We start from the raw sequence: 26,873 nt of genomic DNA, 5'->3' as shown, positions 1-26,873 counted from the left end.
CTTGGTTTATTGCCGGCTTAATCCGCTTTGCGCCGGTAATTGGGGCGGATATAGCGGATCGCGGTCATAATCGCCCCCAGCGACAGCACCAAATAAATGATCACAAACTCTGTCCAGAGCGGCCAGTGATACTGCCCGCCGCTGACATGAAACACCCGCGAAGTAACGTCCGGTTCAAAAATGCTGACTAACGCCGCAACCGGATTGAAGGCGGCAAAATGGCCAACCCAGCCGTAATCAAGCGCGCCGCTGGCACTGTTGCGGGAAATCCCCGCCATAATTTGCTCCATAATCAAGTAAAGAAACCCAGTGCCGGCAAATATAAACAGCGTAACGCCATATGTGACGATGACCGAAACCATCGTACGCTTGAATAAGGTTGAGAACATGATGCCGAGCGAGCCCAGCACAATCATCAAAAAGATAAAAAACAAAAATACAAGCAGCATCTCTCGTGGCGAAATTCCTCCGTACAAAAACACAACGCTATAGACCGGCAGCGTAGCTGCAACGAGCAGCAGCATGAAGCTGAGTGAAGCAACAAGCTTGCTTACAATGATCGTCGTAGAGCTCTGCTGCGTAGTGAGCAGCAAATTCAAGGTTTGCTTCTCCCGCTCGCCGCTAATGACGCCAGCAGTCAGCCCCGGAGCCATAAAGGCAACCAGCCCTAATTGAACAGCTGTAATAAAGTAGAACATAATCTGACTCCGGTTCGGGTCAAAGACGGCACTGTTTTGCGAGGATAGCACTGTCGTCACATAAATAAAACCGAACGCAAAGACGCCGATGGCCAGCAAGTAAAAGAAAAGCGACCACATCGAGCGCGGCGTACGCATGCGCAGGCGAAACTCCTTGCCGATAACCGGATTAATCAGCTTGCTGCGCCATGAGCGGACGGAATGGTTCATTGAAGCACGGCTCATTGCGATCCGTCGCCTCCTTTCGTAATTTCCAGAAACACATCTTCAAGGTTGGTCTGCGCTTCACTGAACGACACAATGCGATAGCCGGCAGCAACCATCCTGCCGATCAATGCCGCCTGGTCCTCGTCCTGGCCTTCATAATGAACATGAATTCCCTGTTCATCGCGCATCAGACGGCCGATAAAGGGCTGCTCGCGCAAATAGCCCTCCGCCTCCTCAATCCGGTCCAGCAAACGGATATAGAGTACCCGCTTTACTCGCAAACGGCTTTGGATTTCGGCAATATTTCCTTTGGCCACCAGCTGTCCATGCTCAATAACCCCGATCTCATCGACCATTTCCGCTAGCTCGGGCAAAATGTGCGAGGAAATAATGATCGTCTTACCCATCGATTTCAATTCCTTCAATATTTCACGCATCTCAATGCGCGCCCGGGGATCAAGTCCTGAAGCCGGCTCATCCAAAATGAGCAGATCGGGATCATGCACCAAACAGCGCGCCAGACAAAGCCGCTGCTTCATTCCCCGCGACAACGTATCCACGTAAGCGTCCTGTTTATCGGTCAAATTGACGAGCTCCAGCAGCTGCGGAATCAGCTGTTCCCGCTCCGTTTTGGAAAGCCCGTAGCTTGCGCCATAAAAATGTAAATACTCCGTCGTCTTGAACTGATCGTATACGCCAAAAAAGTCCGGCATATAGCCGATCCTTTTCCGCACTTCCTTCGGATGCTTCGTAACATCATAGCCGTCAACCTTTGCGATGCCGGAGGTCGGCAGAGCGAGCGTAGCCAATATGGACATCGTCGTTGATTTGCCTGCGCCGTTCGGCCCGACAAAGCCGAATACACAGCCGCGGTCAATGGTCAAATCAATCCCTTTTAAAGCCTGGAAGGCGCCAAATGATTTCGTCAGCCCTTTAATCTCGATCATCGGCGGCGACTCGCTGCCGGCAGCGACTGAGCCGGCTTTTACTTCAGTCTCCATTAATGACGCACCTTCCCTTCAAGCGCAATTTGCGGCATAGTCGTTTCGATTCTTGTATCTGCCGTTACTGCATACTTCATTCTTAGCGTATCCTCTCCGGATACATACGGAGCCGCCTTCAGCCGCCATTCTGGCCCATTGCCCGAAAGCCAATCCCATTTGCTCGTCTGTTCGTTCCATATAAAGAGACGAAGCTCCTGCCCGCCCGGGAAATTTTGCGCACGGATCGTCAGCTTGTCATATTTGGCCCCCGGCACGTCCGGCAATGTATATTCAAACTCCAGTTCCCCTAACGACAGCATCAGCCAGCCGTCCGGACGGCTTTCATTCTCTTTCATCGTCGTCGTTTGCAGGACGGGAACAGCCATCCCTTCCGGGATCGAAATTTGGTCGCCTTTGACTAGTCCGACGGCAATTTGCTGTACCCACATTGTGAGCCGGTCGCTTTTGACCTTTTTGCCGTTTACATGAAACCATGGCTCATTATCCGCCGAATAGCCGATTACAAACGGCGTGTTCATATTCGCCGGCATGCTGCTGCTCAATTTATCGTTGAAATAGGCATTTAACAGCCGGCGTTCGCGTTCATGCTCATCCCGCTGGCCGCCGCTAGCATAAGGGAAAACCTGAGAGGCGTAGTCATAATAGCTATTGCCCGGTACCGGTTTTCCCGCAGCAAGTGCAAGTTTGGCATGCCCGCCCTTCGCCAGGTCTCCCACCCGATGGGCCGTTCCTTCCCATAAAACATAAACCTCCGTCAAGTCAGCCGCTGTGTTGTTCGTCAGCTCGATCTCCATATTCGCTCCGGCGCCTTGCATCGTCGTAACGATCGCGCCGGCTTCCGGCACGACCGTTCGGTCCAGATAGGTTTTGCGCGAGGACCAGAAGGAGACATCCCGCCATTCCAGCTTGCTGCCGCGCTCGCCGCGGTAGACCGTGCTCGCCGCCTGTTCGCTCACGCCGCGGGAGCCGAGCAAGCCATTCTCTCCCCGGTATGACATTAAGGCATACGGCTGATCAAATTCCATCGTTACCGAGCCGCCTGTCGGCACGAATACAGCTGCGGCCCCCGTCTCTATTCCCGTACCGTCGCCGGTTAATTCAACGGTACGGATCGAATGGGCCATCGTATCGCTTTTATCCGACGCCCCGATAAAAAAGATGGCAATCGAGCTGACTACGGCAACCGACGGAATAATCCACCATGCCCACTCTCTGCGGTCCAGACGTTTCAGCAAGAAAAAAAGCAGCGGCGCAACAAGCAGCAAATAAGCGGCAAAAGCAAACATCAAGACGGAAAACTTCGGTGTCGTAATGCCGGGAAACATATCCGCAATATATTGGAGCTCCCAGAAGGAGTTGCCCCCCATTCTGCCCGACCCGAAGCCGGGCTGTAAAATTTGCAGCTTCTGCTGCAGCAGCTTCACCCAAAGATTCGGGCTCCCGTTCCAGCTGGCCAGCGGCTCAAGCGATGGATCGAAGGCCGCAAAGATGACCGTGCCTTTGCCGAGCTGCCGTTTGGCAGCGAGAGGAACATCCCCCTCCTGCATAATAATTTGGCTGCCTTCCTTTACTTTTGTCTCTGCCACTGTGAGCGGCTGCTCCAGCTTGAGCGGCTTGTCCTTGCCTCCTGCCTTTTGCAGCGCAGTTGCAGTGGCGATTGTGCGGGTTCCGGCAGCTTCTACAGGGGCAATCTCTGAAAAGGCAGATGCGGTTTTTTCATAGCCTGCTCCCCCTGACAGGATGAGCAAGCCTCCTTTTTTCACCCATTCGGTAATAGCGGCGACCTTCTCCGCTTCCCAGCTATCCGTCGCTACGTCATTAAGCACTAAAATGTCCAGCGTATCCAGCATAAGAGCATCCTTCGGCAGATCGTCAGCCGTCATCGGGATCGTATTGATATTGTATCCCCGCTGATTCAAGGTCGGCATAAAGTTCAACGTGTCGGCGTCCCGGGCAATCACCCCGATCATATTGCCTGTGATCAGTTGACTGGCGAGTCCGGAGCCTCCTAATAGCGGCACTTCCTTGCCTTCGCCATTCTCTCCAGTATAGAAATGAACGGTATAATTATTTTTGTTCAGCACGATGCCGGGCAAGCCTATCTCTGTTTGAATCGGCGTCCCCTTTGGGAGCTGCACTTTGGCTCCATAATTGACCGTGCCGCCTCCCCATGACGTATCAACAGTAACTACTAATTGACCCTGCAGATCGGCATCCGTTTGATTCGTTAACGTATAGCGGAGCGGATACCACCGCCCCTCCTTGATCCAGCCCTGATGCCCCATCGAACTTTGTACTGCGATCCCCTGTTCGCGTTCGGCAGCCTTCGCCCAGTTGCCATGCCAAAGCAATGGCAATAAGAGTACAACAGACAATAAGCCGAGCAATCCGCGTCGTCTCAAATGCATCCCTTTATCTCCTCTTTCTTATTCTACAGTTCAGCGCTTCCAAGCAATCAGTTACTAAACGAACTGTGCATCGAAAAAGTTTGCGCAGGTGAGAAGAAACGGCTGAGACCGTCCTTGTTCGAAGCAGTTTCTTCCCCTTGAAATTTTATAGAATTTATCAGGTAAAAACTTATAAATTCTATAAAATCGAAAAAATAAGCAGCATTCGCCCTCGGCAAGTGCTGCTCTCTACCTGTGAAAATTATATTCGGACAGCTGTACCGCTTACTGCTACCATAAGCATGCCGTCGCGTACAACCTCATAATCGATATCGATGCCGACAATTGCATTCGCGCCCAGACGCGATGCCTGCACGCCCATTTCGTGAAACGCTACGTCTCTCGCCTCTTTAAGCTTTGTCTCATAGGCTCCCGATCGGCCGCCGACAATATCCGTAATCGAGGCAAACAGATCGCGGACAACGTTTGCCCCCATAATCGCTTCCCCCGTAACGACGCCATAATACTCTTGTACAGGTCTGCCTTCTACGGTCGGAGTTGTAGTAAAAATCATAAGCATTCTCCTTTATTTACTATATTCTGTAGATATCGGAACTGTGGGTTCATCCCCGTAATGGAATGGTGATCCTCAATAAATTGAATTTGCAAAATCTGTTCGGTTTGCAATTCAAAGCGAATATTCACGGTTACACCGAAACTTCGCTGTCCGTTTTTTAAAATCAGCTTGAAAGATTCGACCGCATGGCCGGAATTATCGGCCTGACGGCCAAGATGTTTATAATCGACAATGTCCATACGATAGCGCTTTGCCGTTTCCTGCATCGCTACCCTGCCCCATTTGGCGTAATCCGGCTCTGCCGCGCCGGCCGGGCCGGACATCACGCCAAAGGCAAAACACCACACAGCTAACAACAGCATCCATTTTACTGCCTTCATCGTATACAACCTCCGTAATCTTCCAAATTACCGGTAGTATACCACTTGGCAAAATACGCTATTCGGCCTGCTAGTTCAATGAGCCGAACTTGTTTAACGGCCACAAGCGGAATATAGCCCGGCCTTCAACACTCGACAATGCAATTGGTCCCAGGTCTCTGCTGTCCTGACTATTTTCACGGTTATCGCCCATCACAAACACAGTTCCCTCCGGAACAGTATATGGCAGCTCAAGTCCTCGCGGAAAGGTTTGGCCTTTGGCATAAGGCTCGTCAATGAATTGACCGTTTACTTTGACACGGCCGTCTGCCATATCAATCTCGTCGCCGGCGACACCAATGATGCGTTTGATCAATCTAAGCTCGCTCTCCGGCCCGTTGATGATCACAATATCGCCACGGCTAGGCGCTCCAAACCGGTAAGACAGCTTATCTTCGATTAAGCGGTTTCCTTCAAACAATGTCGACTGCATCGACACATTGTGAACCTCTGTCTGCGCAAATGCGTAATTTTGCACCAGCAGCGCAACAACTATAGCAATTGCAAACGATACCGTCCACTCGCGGAGCTCGCGAACCCAGTTCTTTTTCTTCTTCTGGACTGGTGATAAAGAGGTTTCTTCTTCCTTTTGATTGTTGTTATTATGTAACATTTGCAGCGATATCTCCTCTCCATGGGCTTTTTAATCTATTTCTTATGTTTAATACGAATATGCGCAGCAGAAAGTTTCTCCAAATCGCCTTGATCATGCAAAAAAATGATTGCCTGCTGCCAATGATTGCGCTAAAGTTAGTAGCTGACAACGGTGAAATTAAGAATGTAAAGGAGCGATTTCTGCTGCAAGAACAACCTTCTAGCGTGCCAGAGCAGCCGTTGATTGCAACAGGGCGTCTGGATCATTTACTTTTTATTACTGTTACTATTTTATATTGGTCCACCTTATATGTCTACGTGCCGATTTTGCCTCCATTTATGAGTGAAAGCGGCCACTCAGAGATGGTGATCGGCATCGTCCTTGGCAGCTATGGCTTGACACAATTAATTATCCGGTTTCCGCTCGGTCTGCTGTCCGATACTTTGCAACGCCGCAAGCCATTTCTAATACTAGGCATGCTGAGCGGAGCAATCAGCTGTCTGCTGTTCACCATCCCCGGATCGTGGATGTGGCCGCTGGCCGGACGAATTATATCCGGCATTAGCGCTTCCACCTGGGTAGCCTTCACTGTGCTGTATGCAGCCTATTTCACCTCCGCCCAGACAGCGCGAGCAATGAGCAATATCAGCTTTATGACCGTTGCCGGACAATTGATCGGCATGACTTTGAGCGGCTGGCTGGCAGGCGCGCGCGGCTGGAATGCCGCCTTTATAACCGGCATCGCCATTGGAGTGCTCGGCCTAATTCTCGCCTTTGCGGTCAAGGAACCAAAGGGAGGCGTAGCGCGCGAGCCCATCTCGCTCAAATTGCTTGGAGAAGTCATGCGCAAGCGAACGCTGCTGCAGGTCTCCACTTTGTCGATTCTGGCCCACAGCGTCCTATTCATTACGATGTTCGGCTTTACCCCGCTCCAAGCGACCACGCTTGGCGCCAGCAAAGAGGAGCTTACACTAATCGTCATTGCCTTTATGGTGCCGCACGCCTTCGTCGCCTTATGGAGCGGCCGCTATCTTGCGCCGCGCTTCGGAATTTGGAATGTCATTACGGTCGGCTTTGCCTTTAGCGCATTATTTACTGTGGCGATACCTTTCTCCGATTCGCTCGGCATGCTCGCTCTGACCCAAGCGCTCAACGGGCTGGCACAGGGTCTGCATTTTCCGCTGCTGCTGGGACTGGCCATTCAGCCCTTTGAACCGGCAAAACGGGCTACAGCGATGGGATTTTACCAGGCCGTCTATTCAGCCGGCATGTTCGCCGGGCCGTTTCTAGCCGGCTTTATCAATGAACAATTTGGCCTAAAGGGCGGCTTCTGGCTCGGCGGTTGCTTTGCTGTAATAGCCTTGGTGCTCACGCTTTGGTGGAGACGATCTGGCGAACCATCGCTTTAGCGCTCGGCCGCTTAGGCCCGGCTCGAGCCGATGCGGATGAACTCAAAAAGGATGAATCAGAACCTAAGTTCCACTTCATCCTTTTTTTGAGCCGCTCCACTGCGCTCATCCCGCCCTATCGCACCAACGAAAATTGCTTCCCGACCTTTTCGAGCGCTTGCAGCGCGAAGTCTAGATCCTGTTCGGTGTGGCAGGCCGTCACGATCAATCTTACCCTTCCCTTATCCATCGCGACTGTCGGATAAACGATTCCTTGCGCATAGATGCCTTCCTCCAGCAAACGGTCGGAAAATGCCATCGTACGCGCCGGATCTCCCGTAATGATCGGAATAATCGGCGTCTCGCTCGCTCCTGTATCAAAGCCAAGCCGCTGCAGCGCTGCACGGAAACGGTCGGCATTTGCTCTTACCTGCTCAGGCAGTTGCGGATTTTCCCGCAGCAGCCTTACCGCGGCGAGACAAGTAGCTGCAACAGACGGCGCATGCGAGGTGCTGAACAAAAACGGGCGCGCCTTGTGAATCATGAGCTTTTTTAACACTTCGGCTCCTGCCACATAACCGCCAACCGCTCCGATTGCTTTTGACAGCGTGCCGATTTGGACATGAACGCGGCCATGAAGGCCGAAGTGATCTGTCGAGCCTTTGCCGCAATAACCGAGTACACCGCTTGCATGCGCATCGTCGACATAGACGATGGCGTCATACTTTTCGGCGAGCTCGACGATTTCCGGCAGTTTGGCAATATCGCCGTCCATACTGAATACGCCGTCCGTCACAATAACCCGCTGCTTGAACGTGCCTGCCGCCTTCAGCACCTCCTCCAGCTCATTCATATCACTATGGCCATAAATACGGCGCGTCGCTTTAGTCAAACGAATACCGTCGATGATGCTGGCGTGATTGAGCTCATCGCTAATGACCACATCGTCCGGGCCAAGTAAAGCTGCAAGCGCTCCTTGATTAGCGGTAAAGCCGGATTGAAAGACGAGCGCTGCTTCCGTTCCTTTAAAATGGGCCAATTCCCGCTCCAGCTGATCATGGATGTCGAGCGTGCCCGTTATCGTGCGCACGGAACCGCTGCCTACTCCGTACTTTTCAATTGCCTCAATCGCTGCATTCTTCAATGCGGGATGATTCGTAAATCCTAAATAATTGTTGGAGGACATCTGCAAAATTTTGCGTTCGCCCAAATCCATCCATGTGTCAGAGCCGCTGCTCCATACGGCCAGCTCCCGGTATCTGCCTTCTGTTCTCAGCTGCTCAAGCTCTGTCTGGATCGTCTCCCATGTTTGAATCCCCACTGCTCAGCACCCTTTCCGTATAAATGTTTAATGAATAAATACGATCTTGCCGCATTGCCCTGCACGCATTAATGCAAAGGCTTCTTCATAGCGATCAAGTGTAAAGGTATGTGTGACAAGCGGCGTCAAATCGATACGGCGCTGCTCCAGCAGGCCTTTCATCTGGTACCAGGTTTCATACATTCTTCTGCCAGTAACTCCTTCCACACGCAGGCCTTTGAAAATGATTTGGCGCGATAAATCAAGTGAGACTTCCGAGGCCGGAATGCCGAGCAGCGATACACGCCCGCCGCTGGCCGCGGCATCAAAGCCGTCGACAATCGCCTTCGCATTGCCGGACATTTCGAGTACAACATCTACCCCATCCCCGCCCGTGCATTCGCGCAGCCGCTGCGATGCCGAGCATTGTCCGGCATCAATGACCTCATCGGCCCCCATTCGCTCTGCCAGCTGCAGCCGCAGCGGGTTCACATCCACTGCAAAGATCGTCCCTGCTCCGCATGCCTTGGCCACTTGAACAGCCATAAGCCCAATCGGGCCGGCGCCAATGACAGCAACTGATTTGCCAACTATATCTCCTGCCAAGACGGACTGCACAGCATTGCCTAACGGGTCTTGCAGGCAGGCCAGCTCAAAAGGCAAATCCTGCCGGTTAGCGATTACATTAACCGCTTTCGTCACCGCATATTCCGCAAAGCAGCCTGGAGCATTAATGCCAAAGCTGCGTGTATGCGGGCACACATGAGCCTTGCCTGTGCGGCAGGCTTTACATACTCCGCAAGCAATGTGACCTTCAGCCGAGACGTGATCGCCAGGCGCAATTCCTCTCACTTCACTGCCTACAGCTTCTACGATGCCGGCAAATTCGTGACCGAACACATTTGGCGTCAGCACGGTTCGCTCCGCCCATTCATCCCACTGATAAATATGAATATCCGTCCCGCAAATCGATGTCGCCTTTACACGAATCAATACTTCATCCGCAGCGCATTCCGGAATTGGCACGCGCTTCAAAACAGCTCCCGGGCCCGGCTTCTCCTTGACAAGCCCCATCATCGTGTCCCCCATTGCGTTCTCCCCCTCACCACTGTTGTACACTATATTACACCCACGTGCGTTATATTGTCTATATCAGATGTTAAATTTTTTTCGTTTGCAGCACAAATAGCCCGCAATATGGAGTTACCTATCCATATGCGGGCATTCCTTCGTTTTTTACTTGTTCATCTTTTAAAAAGGGTACAAAATAATGACTTGGAGACGAGCGATACAATCATCGTCATTATAATAAGTATGGCCTTGATCAGCCGGAAAACGGATCGCGTCCCTCGTACCCGCTCTATATGTTTCATCGCCGATTTGCAGCCTGATGCTGCCTTCCGTTACGATCACATATTCTTCAACCCCATCGTGATGCGGATCAGAAGTGTGCTGACAGCCCGGCTTCATCTCGACTGTATACACTTCGAAATGCGTTTTCGCATCAAAAGGAAATAGCGGATAAGATTTGTACAGGCCTTCCTCCGAATCAATCGGTTCAATATCAGCTGCGCGCACAACGGTAACCTCTGCCGTTTCCTCGGCAATCAGCTCCGTGACGGAAATTCGCAGGCCGTTGGCAATTTTCCACAGCAGTGTAATTGTCGGATTGGAATCGCCCCGTTCCACCTGCGCAAGCATCGCTTTGCTGACGCCCGTCAGCTCTGCGAGCCGATCGAGGCTCAAATCGCGCGATTTACGCAGCATCTTCAAGTTTTTCCCGACTTTAATCGGAATTTTGTCCATCAGGATTGTCCCCCTTATTGCGGCACAAGTTTCTACTATATTTTGAAAAAAAATGATCACAGCTCTACGGCGAGCGTAGTGACTGCGATCATTCTTTTTCGCTTAACCGGACTATTCGCTGCAGTTCTCCGGCTCTTCGATTTCCACATCTTCCATCGTAATCTTGTCTGCGACAGTATCGCGAATGATCGCGACCACGGTCTGCAGCAAGTAATTAACGTCTACCTGGCTTTGCTGGAATTGCCCAATGATTGGAATCTCATCCAGCTCATCCTGCAGTGCATCGATTTCCTTTTCAATTTTCGCCACCATTTCGGGGTTTTTGAAGGTAGTTTCGAAAGCAACGATTTCTTTTTGCTTCTTCTTGATCCGGGCAATCAGATCTTGAACGCGCTCATTGTCTTGAATTTGCTGCTCTGAGCGGCGAAACATTTGAACCTCTTCAGAAGTAAAAAGCATTTCGGCCAGTTCTTTCGTCTTCGCCATTATATCCTTGCGCACAATGAAATCTTCATTACGGAAGGAAGGTACCGAGCAGCCTCCTTCATGGTCGTGGCTATGTGCTGCTGTTTGTTCATTTGCCATCTCTATTCCCTCTCCTTGCTTTCTAGGAAACCGCTTCGCGCTTCGTAGGCCCGCTTACCGGTTCTGCTTTAATGTACCAAGTTTGAGGTTCAGTCACTTTGACGTGAACAAATTCGCCGATCCATTCCTTCGGCCCCTCAAAATGAACAAGCTTGTTCGTCCGCGTCCGGCCCGACAATACATTGGCATTGTTTTTGCTCTCGCCTTCAACCAGCACCTCAACGGTCTGTCCCAGCAATTGCTCATTACTGCTGCGTGCGAGCTCCGACATAAGCTCGTTCAGGCGCTGCAGCCGCTCCTTCTTCACCTCAGCTGGAATATTGTCTTCCATTACAGCGGCAGGAGTGCCTTCGCGCGGCGAATAGATGAACGTATACGCGGAGTCAAAGCCGACTTCCTTCACAAGCGACATCGTCTCCTCGAATTGCTCGTCCGTCTCGCCCGGGAAGCCTACGATAATATCGGTCGTCAGGATGACATCAGGAATTGCCGCTTTAATTTTGCCTACAAGTTCCAAAAATTTCTCGCGCGTATATTTGCGGCTCATCCGCTTCAATACTTCCGTACTGCCGGATTGAACGGGCAGATGAATATGCTCGACGAGGTTGCCGTGCTTAGCCAGCACTTCGATCAAGTGATCGTCGAAATCGCGGGGATGGCTGGTTGTAAAACGGATGCGCGGAATATCGATTTTGCGGATATCCTCCATCAAATCGCCAAAGCGGTACTCGCGATCCTCGAAGTCCTTGCCATACGCATTGACATTCTGTCCCAGCAGCGTAATTTCTTTAAACCCTTGGCGGGCCAATTCGCGCACTTCGGCAATGACATCCTCTGGACGGCGGCTCCGTTCCTTGCCCCGGGTGTAAGGCACGATACAGTACGTACAGAACTTGTCACAGCCATACATAATGTTGACCCATGCCCGCATGCCTTCCCGCTTTTTCGGCAGATTCTCAATGATGTCGCCTTCCTTGGACCAAACCTCAACGACCATTTCCTTGCTGAACATGGCGTTTTGCAGCAATTGCGGCAACCGATGGATATTGTGCGTGCCGAAAATAATGTCCACGAAAGCATGCTTTTGCAAAATTCGTCCGACGACGGATTCCTCCTGCGACATGCAGCCGCATACACCGAGAATAAGATCCGGCTTTTCCGTTTTCAGCGCTTTGAGATGCCCCAGCTCGCCGAAAACTTTATCTTCCGCATTTTCCCGAATCGCGCATGTGTTCAGTAAAATAAGGTCTGCCTGCTTGCGGTCCTCGGTAGCTTGATAGCCCATTTGCTCAAGCAATCCTTTGATAACTTCAGTATCATGCTCATTCATCTGACAGCCAAATGTATAAATCAAATAATATTTGCCTGCGCCAAATGTCTTCATTTCATCTGGTATGGCAGACTCATAGTGTACTTGCACATCTTCCTTGCCCCGGCGTTTCTCTGCTTTGTAGCTCGGAGCCGAATTGACGGTAATGTCTCGGCCCTTGATCCGATAAGTAATCGAGCCATCCGCTTCCTTCAGCACCTTTGCGCCGGAGAAATCAAAATATTTGGAATAGTCTTTGCCGCTCTTGTCGGATTTTAAGTCCGGTGAGCTGTTGTTCCCCTTTTCCATGACTTAAGTTTCACTTCCTTCTGGCATAGCATTCAATTTCACATTATATCATTTTATGAAACGGTTATCCACGATTCGCTAGTCGATAATTTCTGCATGATCGCCTGTCTTGGCCCCTGCCGCATTGGCCTCGTCGGTATCGATATGCATATCCATGGCAAATTCCGGCGATACGCGCGCTATCACATTGTCCAAAATAAGGCCGCGCTCGCCTGACAGCCGCACCTTCAGCTTTTGCTTATCGGCAATGCCCCATTTATTCGCATCATCTGTATGAAAATGAATATGGCGCGCTGCGACGATAACCCCTTCGTCCAAAGTGACTTCCCCAGCAGGCCCTTTGATCGTAATGCCCGGCGTTCCGGCGATATCTCCCGATTCCCGAACCGGCGGGTTGACGCCAATGGCAAACGCATCTGTTCTGGAGATTTCAAGCTGAGTCCGCTTGCGGGCAGGACCAAGTATGCGAACCTTGGGAAAGCTGCCTTTGGGCCCGATCACTTCAACCGTTTCGTTCGCTGCGAACTGTCCCGGCTGGCTAAGCGGCTTCATCTCCGTCAAAGCGGCTCCCGCTCCAAACAATTGCTCCACATGCTGCTGCGACAAATGAATATGTCTTGCCGATACGCCTACTGGTACGATTTTACTCATAACTCCCATCCTCTCATTCTCTCATGCCTCTATCTTACTCCAGATCAGGCCCGCATTGCCAGCGACACCTTTTTGACGAATTTTCTTTTCCGGATGTACCAAAAGGGCATACGGCGCTTTGGCACCGTATGCCCTTCTGCAAGGTTCAGTTATTATTTGAATTCAGCCATCAGCTTGTCGAATTGCTCTGCCGACAATGAGATATCTTGATTTGCCAGGCCTTGTTCCTGGAAGCCCTTGATCATATCCTCATAACATTTGCGTTCGCTGTTTTGATAGATAAGACCTGTAAGAAGACCGTTCGTCTCCATAATTTTATTCATGGCCGCCATTCGATTCGCCGGATCGTAATCCGGGAATTGATCCAGATTGACGATGTTTTCTTTAAACCAGTCATACGTATTGACCTTGTTGAAGGTAACGCATGGGCTGAACACATTAATGAGCGAGAAACCTTTATGTTTCAGTCCCGCTTCAATCAGCGCAGTCAGCTGCTTCAGATCGCTGGAGAACGACTGCGCCACAAAGGTAGCGCCTGCCGACATTGCAATTTCGAGCGGCGACAGCGTCGACTCGATCGAGCCCTCCGGCGTCGATTTCGTCTTGAAGCCTTCAGCGCTGCGCGGCGAGGTTTGCCCTTTAGTCAAACCGTAGATTTGATTGTCCATTACAATGTACGTAATGTCCAGATTGCGGCGAATGGCATGCACCGTATGTCCCATCCCGATCGCAAAGCCGTCGCCGTCGCCGCCTGAGGCGATCACCGTCAGCTCGCGGTTGGCCAGCTTGACGCCTTGAGCAATCGGCAGCGCGCGGCCATGTATGCCGTGCAGACCGTAAGCATTAATATAACCGGAAATACGTCCCGAACAGCCGATTCCGGAAATAACCGCCAACCCTTCCGGCTCCAGGCCGCTGTTCGCTGCTGCCCGCTGAATGGCCGCCTGGATCGAAAAATCTCCGCATCCCGGACACCAGTTAGGCTTTACATTGTTGCGAAATTCTTTAAATGTTGCCATGTTAGATCAGCTCCTTGCAAGCATTGTACACTTCCGAAGGAAGGAACGGATTACCGTCGTATTTAAGCACGCTCTCAATTTTTTCCGCGCTGCCCGCATACAGTTTCACTTGCGCAGCAAGCTGACCTGTTGCATTATTTTCCAGTACAATCACTTTGTTAGCCTTCGCCAACTCGGCCTTCACAATTTCTGCCGGGAACGGATGAATCTGACGGATCGTAATATGATTCGCCTTCAGACCGTCCGCCGCAAGACGCCCGCGCGCTTCATCAATCGTACCGCCAGTCGAGCCCATGCCGATAATAAGCGCATCCGCCGCTTCATACGGCGCATCGATTCGCACCGCATCGCGAATCGTCAGGCCTTTCAGCTTGGACAGACGCTTATCCATCATTCGCTTGCGGTTAAGCGCATTTTCCGAAGGACGGCCAGTCTCATCGTGCTCAACGCCGGTAACATGATGCAGACCGTACTTGTCGCCCGGCAGCACGCGAGGCGAAATATGATCCTCGGTCAGCTCATAACGCTTGAACAGCTCATTTTGCGGCAGTTCAGGCAATTCGCGCACCAGCTTGCCGCGATTGATTGGCACTGCATTCAAATCAAGCGGCTCGCAGGATTGCTTGCCTAGCGACAGCTGCAAATCAGTCATCAAAATGACCGGCACCTGATACTGCTCAGCCAGATTGAACGCCTCAATCGTATCGTAGAAGCAATCTTCAATAGAGGCCGGAGCGATGACGATCTTCGGAATTTCGCCATGTGTGCCATAGACCATTGCATTCAAGTCCGATTGCTCCTGCTTGGTCGGCAGGCCGGTCGACGGGCCGCCGCGCTGCGTGTCAATGATAACGAGCGGCGTCTCTGTCATACCTGCAAGTCCAATTGCCTCCATCATCAATGAAAGGCCAGGTCCGGCCGAAGCAGTCATCGTGCGAACGCCGGCATAGTTGGCGCCAATTGCCATCGTTACCGCGGCAATTTCATCCTCGGTCTGAACAACAGTACCGCCGAATTGCGGAAGCTTCTTAATCAAATATTCCATAATTTCCGAGGCTGGCGTAATCGGATATGCGGACATTAGACGGCATCCTGCCGCGATCGATCCCAGTCCGATCGCCTCATTGCCGATCATGAACAGCTTCTGCTTGCCGTCCGCTTCACCCAGTTTAAACTCATCGATTGGCCCGCCTGCCAAATCAAGCACATACTGCGCGCCGCGTTTGACCGCTTCAATGTTTTTTTCAACAATAGCAGGCCCCTTCCGGCCAAACTCTTCTTCAACCGCTTTATTAAATACTTCCAGAGGCAGTCCTAAGAGCGCCCAGGAAGCACCGGACGCCACCATATTTTTCATCAGCGATGTACCGAGCTCTTCAGCAATCGCCGTAATCGGCACAGCAAACAGTCTGCCATCTACGCCATCGGGCAATACGGGGTTGAATTTCGCGTCGGCAACGACAACGCCACCTGCACGAAGCTCATGTGTATTCACATCTATACTTTCCTGATCAAAAGCCACCAAAATATCCAAATCATCCGACACAGCGCGAATCGGCTCTGTGCTTATACGAATTTTGTTATTCGTATGACCACCCTTAATACGAGAAGAGAAGTGGCGATATCCGTACAAATAATAGCCCAGCCGGTTCAGTGCGGTTGAAAAAATACGATCTGTACTTTCAACCCCTTCCCCTTGTTGTCCCCCAATCTTCCAAGACAATTGACTGATCAAAATCAACATCTCCTCTTTTGATGAACATGCCATCACATTCAATAGTCAGCGAAAATTAAATGAAAATAATTTTCAACAATCAAGTAAAGTGTAAGATATGCACTTCTTAAAAAGCAAGAAATAAACCTCAAATATAAGCATAGCCGTTTTAGATCGAATTCATATCAGAAAGAGATCGAATTTATCGCATAATTTAGTGCGGCAAATTCGTTTCCAAAAATCGCATTGCATTTCCGGAAAAGAAGCTTTCCAACTGCTCGGAGCTGTATTTTTTATGCAGCGCTTCCATCAGATTAGCTACTTCCCCAGGATGACACAACTTATTCACATATTGGTCTATTCCATCAAAATCCGAGCCGAACATCAAGTTCTTTTCCCCGCCCAGCTCACATATATACTCTACATGTCTTACCACATCATCGACAGTTACCGTTTCTTGGTCAGCCACAAAGTATGGCACAAAAGTTACTCCAATTAACCCATCCATTGCGATTAGCTCCCGCAGCTGCTCGTCAGTCAAATTCCGCGGATGATTGCAAAGCGCTTGCGCATTGGAATGAGAAGCGATCAGCGGTTTGGTCGTCTTATCCACCATATCCCAAAACGACCGTTCACTCAAATGGGACACATCTAAAATAATGCCTAAACGGTTGCATTCCTTAACGAGTTCAACCCCTTTGCCTGTCAGACCGCCTTTACGCGGCTCCATCGCCCCGTCTGCCCCCCAATTGGCATTATTCCATGTAAGACCAAGCGCCCTTACACCTAAAGCAAATAGAATGCGCAGCATCGCCATATTGCCCTGCAGCCCGTCCGCTCCTTCTAGTGAAAGCAGAGCGCCGATTTTCCCGTTTTGCTGCAGTTCTTTTAAATCTGCCGCCGTGCGGATAAACATCATTTCATCACTGGCAAGCACCTTCCGTTGAAACAGATCGATGCTTTCCAAAATCGGCTCCATCGTCTTGCCAAGCTTGTCAGGAATAAAGATCGCAAAGGTCTGCAGCAATGCACGGGCCTCTTTTAATCTGGGCAGCGTAACATCGAGACGATTGCTATTGTCCCCGGTAAACTCCAGATCACTGTAAGTAAGCAGCTTGTATAAAGCGTCGCAATGAAAATCGACTGTTCTTATCATCGGTACATCAGCCTCCATATCATTCTGACAGCAACTGACATATAAAAAAACCTGCCTACAGTGTAAACAGGTTTAATATTCACAATGTCATCTGTCGCTTCTTATCGCGGCTCAACAATCAGCTTGATTGCCGTCCGGTCTTCTCCATCAATAACGATATCCGTAAAAGCAGGGATGCAAATCAAATCCACCCCGCTTGGCGCTACGAATCCACGAGCAATTGCCACTGCTTTAATCGCTTGGTTCAACGCACCAGCCCCGATCGCCTGCAATTCTGCTGCACCACGTTCACGAAGAACGCCAGCAAGCGCCCCTGCAACGGAATTTGGATTGGATTTTGCTGAAACTTTTAAAACTTCCATGGAAAGTACCTCCTCGGGAATGATGGATGGTTACCACTATACTAGATAGTATTCGAGAGGGCTCATAAAATTCCTTCTTTTTTACAAGCAGTTTTAAGATCTTTCCGAATTGTGTGAATTTTTTAATAGTTCAGCGCTACATCATAAGCAGATCTGTTTCCGTCATTCTAATTTTGGTCGTTTGCTTCGCTTTGCCGGTCGACTCATCGATATCGACAAGTAAAGCATGAAAATGCCAGGCGCCTTCATCGACGACGAATCTTGCCGGCAGCTGGGTTTTGAATTTGTAGAGCACAGCCGTCCGCTCCATGCCGAGCACGCCTTCTTTGGACCCGCACATTCCCACATCTGTTAAATACGCAGTGCCATGAGGCAAAATCGTATCATCGTTGGTCTGTACATGTGTATGCGTCCCGACGACAATTGATGCCTTGCCATCCAAATGCCAGCCCATGGCGATTTTTTCGGACGTGGCTTCCGCGTGGAAATCGACCAGTATGCACTTGGTTTTGCCCCGCAGCTTCTCGATCCATTCATCCGCAATGCGGAACGGGCAATCAATCGGCGGCAAAAAGGTTCTTCCTTGCACACTAATAATCCCCAGCTCTTTTCCGTTCGCTTTAATGACAGTGCCGCCCTGCCCCGGCGCCTCCGCAGAAAAATTTGCCGGTCTGACAATACGCGGTTCATCATCGATCCACTCGAAAATATCTTTGTTGTCCCACGTATGATTTCCCATCGTAATGCCATGTACGCCCAACTCCAAAAGCTCTTTTACAATATTGGCTGTAATGCCTCTCCCTGCCGCGGCATTTTCACCATTCGCAATGACAATATGCGGATTAAACTTGCTTTGCAGCGCCGGCAGCACCTTCTTGACCGCCGCCCGGCCTACGCTGCCGACAATGTCTCCAATAAATAATACCTTCATGCTCTATCCTCTCTAACGATCAGAAAAGTGGCTGCAAGCTGCAGCCACTTCTCGAGTTCGTACTGATTCATTATTTAGCGTACTCTACTGCACGGGTTTCCCGTATGACGGTAATCTTAATATGTCCCGGGTAATCGAGTTCATTCTCGATTTTTTTCGTAATATCCCTTGCGAGACGGAACGCTTCCGTATCATCGATTTTTTCCGGCTGTACCATGACACGCACTTCTCGTCCGGCTTGTATAGCATAGGATTTTTCTACACCTTCGAATGACTCGGTTATACTCTCCAGCTTTTCCAGACGTTTAATATAGGTCTCGAGCGTCTCTCTTCTCGCTCCCGGGCGTGCGGCAGACAATGCATCAGCAGCGCCAACCAGCATCGCAATAACAGATGTCGCTTCACAATCGCCATGATGGGATGCAATACTGTTAATAACAACTGGATGCTCTTTATACTTCTTGGCTAATTCTACGCCGATCTCGACATGGGAACCTTCCACCTCGTGATCAAGCGCTTTACCGATATCATGGAGCAATCCGGAGCGTTTGGCAAGCGTTATATCCTCACCCAGCTCGGCAGCCATTAAACCGGTTAAATATGCCACTTCCATCGAATGCTTCAGTACGTTCTGACCGTAGCTCGTCCGATATTTCAAACGGCCTAAAATCTTGATTAAATCTGGATGAAGTCCGTGTACCCCGACTTCGAAAGTCGCTTGCTCACCATATTCACGAATACGTTCATCCACTTCTCTACGTGATTTCTCGACCATTTCTTCGATTCGCGCCGGATGAATCCGCCCATCTGCTACTAATTTCTCCAATGATGTACGGGCAATTTCACGCCGAATTGGATCGAATCCAGACAAGATGACCGCTTCCGGTGTATCGTCGATAATAAGATCGATACCAGTCAACGTTTCTAATGCGCGTATATTACGACCTTCACGGCCGATAATACGGCCTTTCATTTCCTCGTTAGGCAACGAAACTACAGACACGGTCGTTTCCGCCACATGGTCCGCTGCACACCGCTGAATGGCCAGCGAGATGATGTCTCTAGCCTTTTTATCTGCTTCTTCTTTTGCCTGCTGTTCGATCTCTTTGATCATTTGGGCCGTTTCATGTCTAACTTCCTGCTCCACACTTTGCAGTATGACTTGCTTCGCTTCCTCCATCGTTAAGTTGGAGATGCGCTCAAGCTCGCTCAGTTGCTGCTTGTACAGGGAGTCGATCTGGTCTTGTGTTTCTTCGATCCGTTTCTCTTTGTTGGCCACTTGTTCTTCTTTGCGTTCCAGCAGTTCTATCTTCTTATCCAACGACTCTTCTTTCTGAACCAGTCGTCTCTCAAGACGCTGTACCTCATTACGACGTTCACGAATGTCTCTCTCGGCCTCGGTACGGAGCTTGTGGACTTCGTCTTTCGCTTCGAGAACCGTTTCTTTCTTCAGCGCGTCTGCTTCTTTCTTCGCGTTGTCAACAATTTGACTCGCGGCTTGCTCAGCGCTTGAAATCTTGGCCTCGGCGATCGACTTTCGAATAAAATAGCCTAGCCCAAAGAAAATCAAGCCAACAAGGAGAGTGATCGGGAGCCAGATGTACCAATCCATCATCTTTCTCACCTCCTCGTTGCACTCACCAAGGCAAACGCTTGGGATATTATTTGGTTTTCAGCCGGTAATTAACCCGATTTCCATAACTCACAAGTTTTGACGAAAATAATCGGCTCGAATCAATTTTTGGAAGGAAAATCGATTCTAAAAATAGATGAACATAGAATCATTTTAGCTTTTGTGAAATTCAATTGTCAAGCATATGACGTTCTTCATCATTTACCTCGTTTTCGATTGCCGCCTGAATCGCCCTTTTCACTACATTTCCCGGAAAGCCTCTGCGCATTAAAAAGGCCGCCAGCTTGCGTTTGCGTTCAAGTTGCTCCCCTTTTACTTTAGGCCATTTTTTACATGCAGTCTGAACGGCAATTTCCAATTCCTCTTCTTCATCCAGCTGAGCGGTCGCCTCTCTCGCTGTTTCTTTTGCTATACCGCGCATTGTAAGCTCCTGCTCCAGCAGCCTGCGCCCTTTTTTCTGATTGCGCAGCCGCTCCGCTGCAAATCGGCTCGCGTACGAAGTGTCATCAAGCAGCCGTTCCTGCTCCAGCCGGCGGATCGCCAGCTTGATTGCTTGTTCCTCTATTCCTTTACGGGCCAAATAACGGGCAATCTCCTGATTCGTACGCGGCCGCGCGCCCAAGTAAGCCAGGGACAGCGCATAGGCCCGATGCACTGTATCTTCCTCAGCGATTTGCCGCAGCTCCTCCCGCTGAATTTCCCGCCCCTTTAACAGTCTGAACTTAATCATCACATCTTCATGAACCGAAAGTAATGGCTCTATATGTTCATTATTGACATAAATCCGGTAACGATGCTTTTCCTTGCGGTCATACTCAACTTTCGTAATCTGCACGATCGCTTCCGCGCTTGAAGCTTTGCCTTCCGTCACCAACACGCCTCCCCGATTTTCACCACAAACAGATAGAAGCACCTGAATAGGTGCTTCTATAGTAATGATTGATATTATTTATTCATTCGTACCCAGCTCTAATTCAAATTCATCATCATCATCGTCGCCGCTCACTTGGGCGCCGTTCTTAATAGCTGCCGAGACAGCCAGGTTGCTGGCTTCGCGGATCCGATTCTCGATTGTTGCGCTAATCTCCACATGATCCTTCAAAAATTGCTTGGCATTCTCACGGCCCTGACCAAGCCGCTCTCCATCATAAGAGAACCAGGCGCCGCTCTTCTGTACAATATCCATCTCAACGCCGATATCGACAATGCTGCCTTCCTTCGAAATGCCTTCACCGTACATAATATCTACCTCTGCCTGCTTGAACGGAGGCGCCATCTTGTTCTTGACAACCTTGATCCGGGTACGATTACCGACCATATCGTTGCCTTGCTTGATCGTCTCGACACGGCGCACATCAAGTCTTACGCTGGAGTAGAATTTCAAGGCGCGTCCGCCAGGCGTCGTCTCCGGGTTGCCGAACATTACGCCCACCTTCTCGCGAAGCTGGTTAATAAAGATAGCGATCGTCTTCGATTTGCTGATCGCACCGGACAGCTTGCGCAATGCCTGTGACATCAGGCGCGCCTGCAAACCAACATGAGAGTCGCCCATCTCGCCTTCGATCTCTGCTTTCGGCACAAGCGCTGCGACGGAGTCAATGACGATAACATCAACTGCACCGCTGCGTACAAGCGCCTCGGCAATTTCCAGAGCTTGCTCACCGGTATCCGGCTGGGACAGCAGCAATTCATCAATGTTGACGCCCAGCTTGCTGGCATAGCTCGGATCAAGCGCGTGCTCTGCATCGATAAAGGCAGCTTGTCCGCCCACACGCTGAACCTCAGAGATCGCGTGCAGCGCCACTGTAGTTTTACCTGAGGACTCCGGCCCGTAAATCTCGATAATTCTTCCTCTTGGAAAACCGCCGATTCCAAGCGCGATATCTAAAGCGAGCGCGCCGCTGGATACCGTTTCCACCTGCATGTTTGCGGACTCGCCTAATTTCATAATAGAACCTTTACCAAATTGTTTCTCGATTTGGCGTAGCGCCATCTCGAGAGCTGCGCGACGATCTGACAACGCACTCACATCCTTCATCATTTATAGTTTTATGATACATCCTTTTCCTCATGTTGACAAGAGTTTTTGCGAACATATATTCTTGTTTTTTTCTGAAGCTCTAGTTGACGCCATCTTTGGCGCGGCCGACGGGGAAGAGCGGGTCGGTTCTGCGAAGGCACTGGCCGCGTCCACACCAGAGCAGAGCCAGGGCCCGTCCGGGCGGCGGCAGAAGGCGAACCCGGCAGCAAAAGCACTTCAGCGGCATGGCTGGATGTGCAGTCATCCTGCCAACCAACAAGCCAAGCGCCATCGCCCTTTCAGTCCGCGGCACTAGAAGAAGAATGTTGCAGCGTATACAACAAATCCCCGCTCAAAAGCGAGTATTCTCCCGAATTATTGCACGAAATGCAACAATCTGCTCCACCAGCCAGGCGAAAGGGTGACGTTTGTTGCAGAACGTACAACATTTATGGTGTTTCGGCAGAATCCCAGCGCGAATGTTGCATTTTGTGCAGCATTTTGCCTCTCGCCGACTCCCATCGCCCAATATCGCCAGGCCATCCAGCCAGCCAATAAGCAGCCAAGTACCCTCGCCCAGCCAGCGTCACGTCAAAAATCCGGGCGACCTCATGCTAACAATCTATCCCGAAAATGGAACTATCCTCATTCCTCTGATTGCGCCGCGAGAGCAGTATGAACGTCTAACTGGGTTTTGTGCAGTTAAATGCAAGCAAAATGCTGACAGGGATTAAACTAACCGGAAAAACTGCATTTACAATGGATGATTTCTACCCGATACCGCCTTTTCACCCAAAATAGATGGATGTTTTCCCTTTAGTTTTCTTTTTTTCGGGTAAAAAAAAGCAAACTAGCTGCATGAAATCCCTTTAGTCATCTTTGTCCCAAAAATCGGGACACCGCCAGGTTGGAGTTGCCTTTTTTCGCTGTGGTGTGCAGCAGCTGCTCGTTTGATTCCGCGTCAACGCAAGCAATGAATAGCAAAATGCCTATTTACATCCTTCAGGGGCACTGCACTTGTGTTTTTAAGTATCGATTGGATAAGAAGAAACGGCTGACGCCGTCCTTGGCGCGAGGCAAGTTTCTTCCCCTGAAATTTTATAGAATTTACCGAGTGAAAAACTTATAAATTCTATAAAATCAAAAAAAACCGCAGCAAAGTACTCTTCGCCACGGTTCTTCCGTCAACTAGCTACAATTATAGTTGATAATAACGGACAAGACAAGCTTTTTTTGCATTTAAAGCCGTCCAGCAGCCCAGCAGGGAGGCTCTGCCTCTTCCAGAACAGTGTTATCCCTTCAAACCGTTCAATTCCTGCCACAGCCTATACAGCGCCGCTTTGGCTGCACGCTGACGAATGATGCTGCGGCTGCCGCTCAACTGCATCGTATACACTGCAGTTGGCCTGCCATTGCGCGCAATTCCGCAATAAACCAGGCCTACAGGCTTACCTTCCGACTCCGCCGGCCCGGCTACTCCCGTCAGCGAAATGCCGTAGTCGCTCTTCGCCCGCTCACGCACACGTTCTGCCATCAGCGCCGCTGTCGATTCACTGATCGCGCCGGGAGCGTCCGCCCCCTCCAGCTGCGAAAGCGGAATGCCGAGCAGCTCGTGCTTCATTTCATTCGTATATGTCACGACAGCGCCCTTAAATTCCCCGCTGCTGCCGGGAACAGTCGTAATCAGCTCCGCCAGCAGTCCTCCGGTGCAGCTTTCGGCTGTCGACATCTTTAGCCCCTTTGCCCGCAGCAGACGAACAACCGCTTCCTCGAGCGGTATATCCTCAGCCGCATACATATATTGACCCGTTCTTGCCCTGATTTGCTCCTCAGTCAGGTCGAGACGCAAAGCAGCCTCCTTTTCGTCCGCTGCCTTGGTGGATAGGCGTATAGCTACCTCCCCTTCCTTGGCATATGGAGCAATCGTCGGATCGGACTGCGCCTCAATCAAATCAAGCAGCTCCTGTTCCAGATTCGATTCGCCGATTCCGGCAAACTTCAAGGTGCGGGAGTAAAGCTTCTTCTGTTCACCGGATAGCTTCCTGAGCCAAGCGGCCGCGGGGCCGTCAAACATTGTGCGCATTTCGCGGGGCGGTCCCGGCAGCAGCAAGTAATGCGTTCCGTCTACCGTTAGTGCATTGCCGACCGCAAGGCCCGCCTCGTTAAATAACGGCTCGCTGCCTTGAAGCATGAGCGCCTGCCGGCGATTGCTTTCAACCATATGTACGCCTCTGGCCGCAAACATCGCTTCAATCTTGTCCATCGACGGCTGATGAATAAGCAAGTCCCGCCCCAGGTATTCCGCCAGTGCATCCTTAGTCAAATCATCCTGCGTCGGCCCAAGTCCGCCAGTAAACAGCAGCAGGTCGGCTCGCGTGCGCGCCGTCTCGATCGCGAGCCGGATACGTGCAGCATTGTCGCCGACTACGGTCTGAAAGTACACATCAATCCCTAAATCGGCTAATTTTTGCGATAAATAGATTGCATTGGTGTTGACGATTTGTCCCAACAATAGCTCCGTTCCGACCGCAATAATTTCAGCACGCATAATACAACCACTCCCATACCAAATTTAGTCCCCGCCCCATTCAAGCAATAAGCTGAGCGCAGCCCTCTTCGCTTTTTTACTCATAGCAGAAACTTGGCGATAGCGCCAAGGACGGCGTCAGCCGTTTTACCACATAAGAATTTTATAAGTTTCCAGGCTGTGCGGAAAAACAAATTCTTATTGGCGATAAAAACTACCTTTAAACGCGGTCGCTCATCCTCGAATGACTTCGATAGAAGTTTTTCTCATATTTCGAAAAAACCTCAGCCTCCATTACAAGCAATGGATTCAGAGGTTTTCCCGTCAAATGCTTCTCAGCTATCGCTTTATTCCGTTAAAGGAATAAGGTCTTTATTTTTGATAAAGTAATCGACACCCGAATATAATGTTATAATCGCAGCCAGCCAGCTGACGATCACATCAAAACTAATGTCGAAAAATGCAAACGGAAAATTGTTCAGCAGCAATGCGATAATCATCGTAATTTGCACAGCTGTTTTCCATTTCCCCCATGCTGACGCTGCCACCACTTTGCCTTCAAGCAGAGCGATTTGGCGCAGGCCGGTTACTGCAAATTCCCGGCTGATTATAATAATAACGATCAAGGCATCGACCTTGTTCATTTCCACCAATGAGATGAGCACGGCAGCGACCAGCAGCTTGTCTGCCAGCGGGTCAAGCAACTTGCCGAGATTTGTGACAATTTTGTTCTTACGGGCAATATAGCCATCCAGCCCGTCCGTACTAGCTGCGATAATAAAAATGAGCGCCGCCAAAATCTGATTCCAAGTAATTGAAAAATCAGCAAATGTCAAAGGCTGGATCTCAACATTAATCAGTAACAAGAAAACAATGATTGGAACCAAAAAAATACGGGCAAGCGTAATTCGGTTGGCTAGATTCACAATAGCCCCTCCCCGGACATATCGAACTCATAGGCGTGCGTAATACGCACCTTCTGAATTTCACCGATGGACGCCTTACAATTGGAAATATATACTTCTCCGTCGATTTCGGGCGCGTCATACTCGGAGCGGCCGATGTACACATCGCTGCGGCCATCGTAACGCTCTACCAAAACATCGATTTCGCGGCCGATATATTTGCCGCTGTTATGCTTCGAAACTTCACGCTGAATCTCCATCAATGTGTTGGAGCGCCATTCCTTGACCTCATCGGAAATATGGTTCGGCAAGCGTACGGCCGGCGTATCCTCCTCGCTGGAGTAAGTAAATACGCCCAGACGATCGAATTTCATTTCACGCACAAACTCGCACAGCCGCTCGAAATCCTCCTCGGTCTCTCCCGGAAAACCGACAATAATCGATGTGCGCAGGGCAACATCGGGAATACGCGCGCGAATTTTCGCGATCAGCTCGCGTGCATCGCGCTGGCGGCCAGGGCGCCGCATCCGCTTCAGGATTGAATCCTCGCTATGCTGCAGCGGCATGTCGACATATTTGCATACTTTAGGATTCGTGGCTATGGTCTCAATCAGTTCATCGGTGAAGAAGCCCGGGTAAGCATAATGAAGCCGCACCCATACGATTCCTTCAACCTCGCTGACGCGGTTCAATAACTCGGGCAGCATAAATTTGTCATACAGATCTGTCCCATAGTTCGTGGAATCCTGTGCAATAAGGCTGATCTCGCGCACCCCTTGTGCTGACAATGTCCGCACCTCATCTACGATCGATTCAATCGAGCGGCTGCGGAACTTGCCGCGCATAATCGGAATCGAACAGAAAGTGCAGGCGTTATCACAGCCTTCAGCAATTTTCACATGCGCCGTATATCGCGGTGTAGTCACCAGCCGAGGCAGCTTTTGCTCATAGTCAAATACAGGGTTGCCTACCTTGATTGGCTTCTTGCCATGGAGCGCTTCCTCAACAATATCTACAATATGATGAAAATCGCCAGTGCCTACGATCCCGTCGATCTCCGGCATCTCTTCCATTAGCTGTTGCTTGTAGCGTTGGGTCAGGCAGCCGGATACGATTAACGCTTTCAAGCGTCCGGTTTGCTTAAATTCAGCCATGTCCAATATCGTATTAACCGACTCTTCCTTGGCAGCGTCAATAAAACCGCACGTATTGACGATGATGACTGTCGCATCGTCAGCTTGGTCAACAAGCCGGTAACCGCGCTCATCGATCAATCCGGACATGATTTCCGAATCGACCAAATTTTTCTCGCAACCTAGCGTTAAAACTTTAACTCGTTCTGTCATGGTCCCCTTGATCTCCTCCGTAAAG

The 26,873-nt window shown here is 50.4% G+C and carries 24 protein-coding genes; 1 reads left to right on the top strand and 23 read right to left on the bottom strand.

The features are described from left to right. Positions 1-17: 17 nt before the first annotated feature. From ACFQ0N_RS05490 to lepB, 6 genes are all read right to left on the bottom strand, one after another. The gene (locus tag ACFQ0N_RS05490) at positions 18-923 is read right to left on the bottom strand and encodes an ABC transporter permease (protein ID WP_379323631.1); all 906 of its coding nucleotides are present in this window, start codon (positions 921-923) and stop codon (positions 18-20) included. Beyond that, positions 920-1,852: an ABC transporter ATP-binding protein gene (locus ACFQ0N_RS05485; RefSeq protein WP_379324279.1), complete on the bottom strand. Its 933-nt coding sequence runs from the start codon at positions 1,850-1,852 to the stop codon at positions 920-922. Before ACFQ0N_RS05485 ends, ACFQ0N_RS05490 begins: the two co-directional genes overlap by 4 nt. A 53-nt stretch (positions 1,853-1,905) precedes the next feature. Next, positions 1,906-4,317 (bottom strand): DUF7408 domain-containing protein, encoded by a 2,412-nt coding sequence (locus tag ACFQ0N_RS05480; RefSeq protein ID WP_379323629.1) that lies wholly within the window; start codon positions 4,315-4,317, stop codon positions 1,906-1,908. Positions 4,318-4,558: 241 nt separating this feature from the next. After that, entirely contained in the window at positions 4,559-4,870 is a 312-nt protein-coding gene (locus ACFQ0N_RS05475) for a heavy metal-binding domain-containing protein (protein ID WP_379323627.1), read from the bottom strand. Then, positions 4,867-5,253, bottom strand: a complete 387-nt coding sequence (locus ACFQ0N_RS05470; RefSeq protein WP_379323625.1) for a DUF3889 domain-containing protein — start codon at positions 5,251-5,253, stop codon at positions 4,867-4,869. The genes ACFQ0N_RS05475 and ACFQ0N_RS05470 overlap by 4 nt, the downstream gene beginning before the upstream one ends. 70 nt (positions 5,254-5,323) lie before the next feature. Next, positions 5,324-5,905, bottom strand: coding sequence for a signal peptidase I (gene lepB / locus ACFQ0N_RS05465; RefSeq protein ID WP_379323623.1), 582 nt, complete (start codon positions 5,903-5,905; stop codon positions 5,324-5,326). Between the two features lie 59 nt (positions 5,906-5,964). Here lepB and ACFQ0N_RS05460 point away from each other — a divergent pair, with 59 nt between their 5' ends. Further along, the gene (locus ACFQ0N_RS05460) at positions 5,965-7,296 is read left to right on the top strand and encodes an MFS transporter (RefSeq protein WP_379323621.1); all 1,332 of its coding nucleotides are present in this window, start codon (positions 5,965-5,967) and stop codon (positions 7,294-7,296) included. A gap of 115 nt (positions 7,297-7,411) precedes the next feature. Here the strand turns inward: ACFQ0N_RS05460 and ACFQ0N_RS05455 are convergent, their stop codons facing one another. The 17 genes from ACFQ0N_RS05455 to rimO form a co-directional block, all read right to left on the bottom strand. Then, positions 7,412-8,590, bottom strand: a complete 1,179-nt coding sequence (locus ACFQ0N_RS05455) for a glycine C-acetyltransferase (protein WP_379324277.1) — start codon at positions 8,588-8,590, stop codon at positions 7,412-7,414. 33 nt (positions 8,591-8,623) lie between these two features. Next, positions 8,624-9,664 carry an L-threonine 3-dehydrogenase gene (gene tdh, locus ACFQ0N_RS05450; protein WP_379323619.1) on the bottom strand — a complete coding sequence of 347 codons (1,041 nt, stop codon included), beginning with the start codon at positions 9,662-9,664 and terminating at the stop codon, positions 8,624-8,626. Between the two features lie 162 nt (positions 9,665-9,826). Further along, positions 9,827-10,381, bottom strand: a complete 555-nt coding sequence (locus tag ACFQ0N_RS05445; RefSeq protein ID WP_379323617.1) for a helix-turn-helix domain-containing protein — start codon at positions 10,379-10,381, stop codon at positions 9,827-9,829. A 111-nt stretch (positions 10,382-10,492) separates the two neighbouring features. Further along, the gene (locus ACFQ0N_RS05440) at positions 10,493-10,966 is read right to left on the bottom strand and encodes a YlbF/YmcA family competence regulator (protein WP_379323615.1); all 474 of its coding nucleotides are present in this window, start codon (positions 10,964-10,966) and stop codon (positions 10,493-10,495) included. Between the two features lie 22 nt (positions 10,967-10,988). Then, positions 10,989-12,584 carry a tRNA (N6-isopentenyl adenosine(37)-C2)-methylthiotransferase MiaB gene (gene miaB, locus ACFQ0N_RS05435; RefSeq protein WP_379323613.1) on the bottom strand — a complete coding sequence of 532 codons (1,596 nt, stop codon included), beginning with the start codon at positions 12,582-12,584 and terminating at the stop codon, positions 10,989-10,991. 78 nt (positions 12,585-12,662) lie between these two features. Beyond that, a complete protein-coding gene (gene pduL, locus ACFQ0N_RS05430) occupies positions 12,663-13,235 on the bottom strand; it encodes a phosphate propanoyltransferase (RefSeq protein ID WP_379323611.1) in 573 nt (190 codons plus the stop codon). 152 nt (positions 13,236-13,387) lie between these two features. Further along, positions 13,388-14,254: a 2-oxoacid:ferredoxin oxidoreductase subunit beta gene (locus tag ACFQ0N_RS05425; protein ID WP_379323609.1), complete on the bottom strand. Its 867-nt coding sequence runs from the start codon at positions 14,252-14,254 to the stop codon at positions 13,388-13,390. A 1-nt stretch (position 14,255) separates the two neighbouring features. Beyond that, positions 14,256-15,989, bottom strand: coding sequence for a 2-oxoacid:acceptor oxidoreductase subunit alpha (locus ACFQ0N_RS05420; protein WP_379323607.1), 1,734 nt, complete (start codon positions 15,987-15,989; stop codon positions 14,256-14,258). A 193-nt stretch (positions 15,990-16,182) separates the two neighbouring features. Then, positions 16,183-17,124, bottom strand: a complete 942-nt coding sequence (locus ACFQ0N_RS05415) for a dipeptidase (RefSeq protein WP_379323605.1) — start codon at positions 17,122-17,124, stop codon at positions 16,183-16,185. A 101-nt stretch (positions 17,125-17,225) separates the two neighbouring features. Then, positions 17,226-17,486, bottom strand: a complete 261-nt coding sequence (locus ACFQ0N_RS05410; RefSeq protein ID WP_006286829.1) for a stage V sporulation protein S — start codon at positions 17,484-17,486, stop codon at positions 17,226-17,228. Between the two features lie 136 nt (positions 17,487-17,622). After that, entirely contained in the window at positions 17,623-18,417 is a 795-nt protein-coding gene (locus ACFQ0N_RS05405; protein ID WP_379323603.1) for a TIGR00282 family metallophosphoesterase, read from the bottom strand. 70 nt (positions 18,418-18,487) lie between these two features. Further along, positions 18,488-20,032: a ribonuclease Y gene (rny, locus tag ACFQ0N_RS05400; protein ID WP_379323601.1), complete on the bottom strand. Its 1,545-nt coding sequence runs from the start codon at positions 20,030-20,032 to the stop codon at positions 18,488-18,490. Between the two features lie 187 nt (positions 20,033-20,219). Further along, positions 20,220-20,921, bottom strand: a complete 702-nt coding sequence (locus tag ACFQ0N_RS05395; RefSeq protein ID WP_379323599.1) for a RecX family transcriptional regulator — start codon at positions 20,919-20,921, stop codon at positions 20,220-20,222. A gap of 78 nt (positions 20,922-20,999) precedes the next feature. Then, positions 21,000-22,070, bottom strand: coding sequence for a recombinase RecA (gene recA, locus ACFQ0N_RS05390; protein ID WP_379323597.1), 1,071 nt, complete (start codon positions 22,068-22,070; stop codon positions 21,000-21,002). A 1,291-nt stretch (positions 22,071-23,361) separates the two neighbouring features. After that, positions 23,362-24,618: a competence/damage-inducible protein A gene (locus tag ACFQ0N_RS05385; RefSeq protein WP_379323595.1), complete on the bottom strand. Its 1,257-nt coding sequence runs from the start codon at positions 24,616-24,618 to the stop codon at positions 23,362-23,364. Positions 24,619-24,944: 326 nt separating this feature from the next. Next, positions 24,945-25,523: a CDP-diacylglycerol--glycerol-3-phosphate 3-phosphatidyltransferase gene (gene pgsA / locus ACFQ0N_RS05380; RefSeq protein WP_379323593.1), complete on the bottom strand. Its 579-nt coding sequence runs from the start codon at positions 25,521-25,523 to the stop codon at positions 24,945-24,947. Beyond that, complete coding sequence (rimO, locus tag ACFQ0N_RS05375; protein ID WP_379323590.1) at positions 25,520-26,848, bottom strand: 30S ribosomal protein S12 methylthiotransferase RimO; 1,329 nt, start codon at positions 26,846-26,848, stop codon at positions 25,520-25,522. The genes pgsA and rimO overlap by 4 nt, the downstream gene beginning before the upstream one ends. Positions 26,849-26,873: the final 25 nt, after the last annotated feature.

The organism is Paenibacillus sp. GCM10027626, from assembly GCF_042676285.1.
In the GTDB taxonomy this organism is placed as follows: Bacteria; Bacillota; Bacilli; order Paenibacillales; family Paenibacillaceae; genus Paenibacillus_Z.
This window is presented reverse-complemented; position numbering and strand designations above follow the sequence as displayed.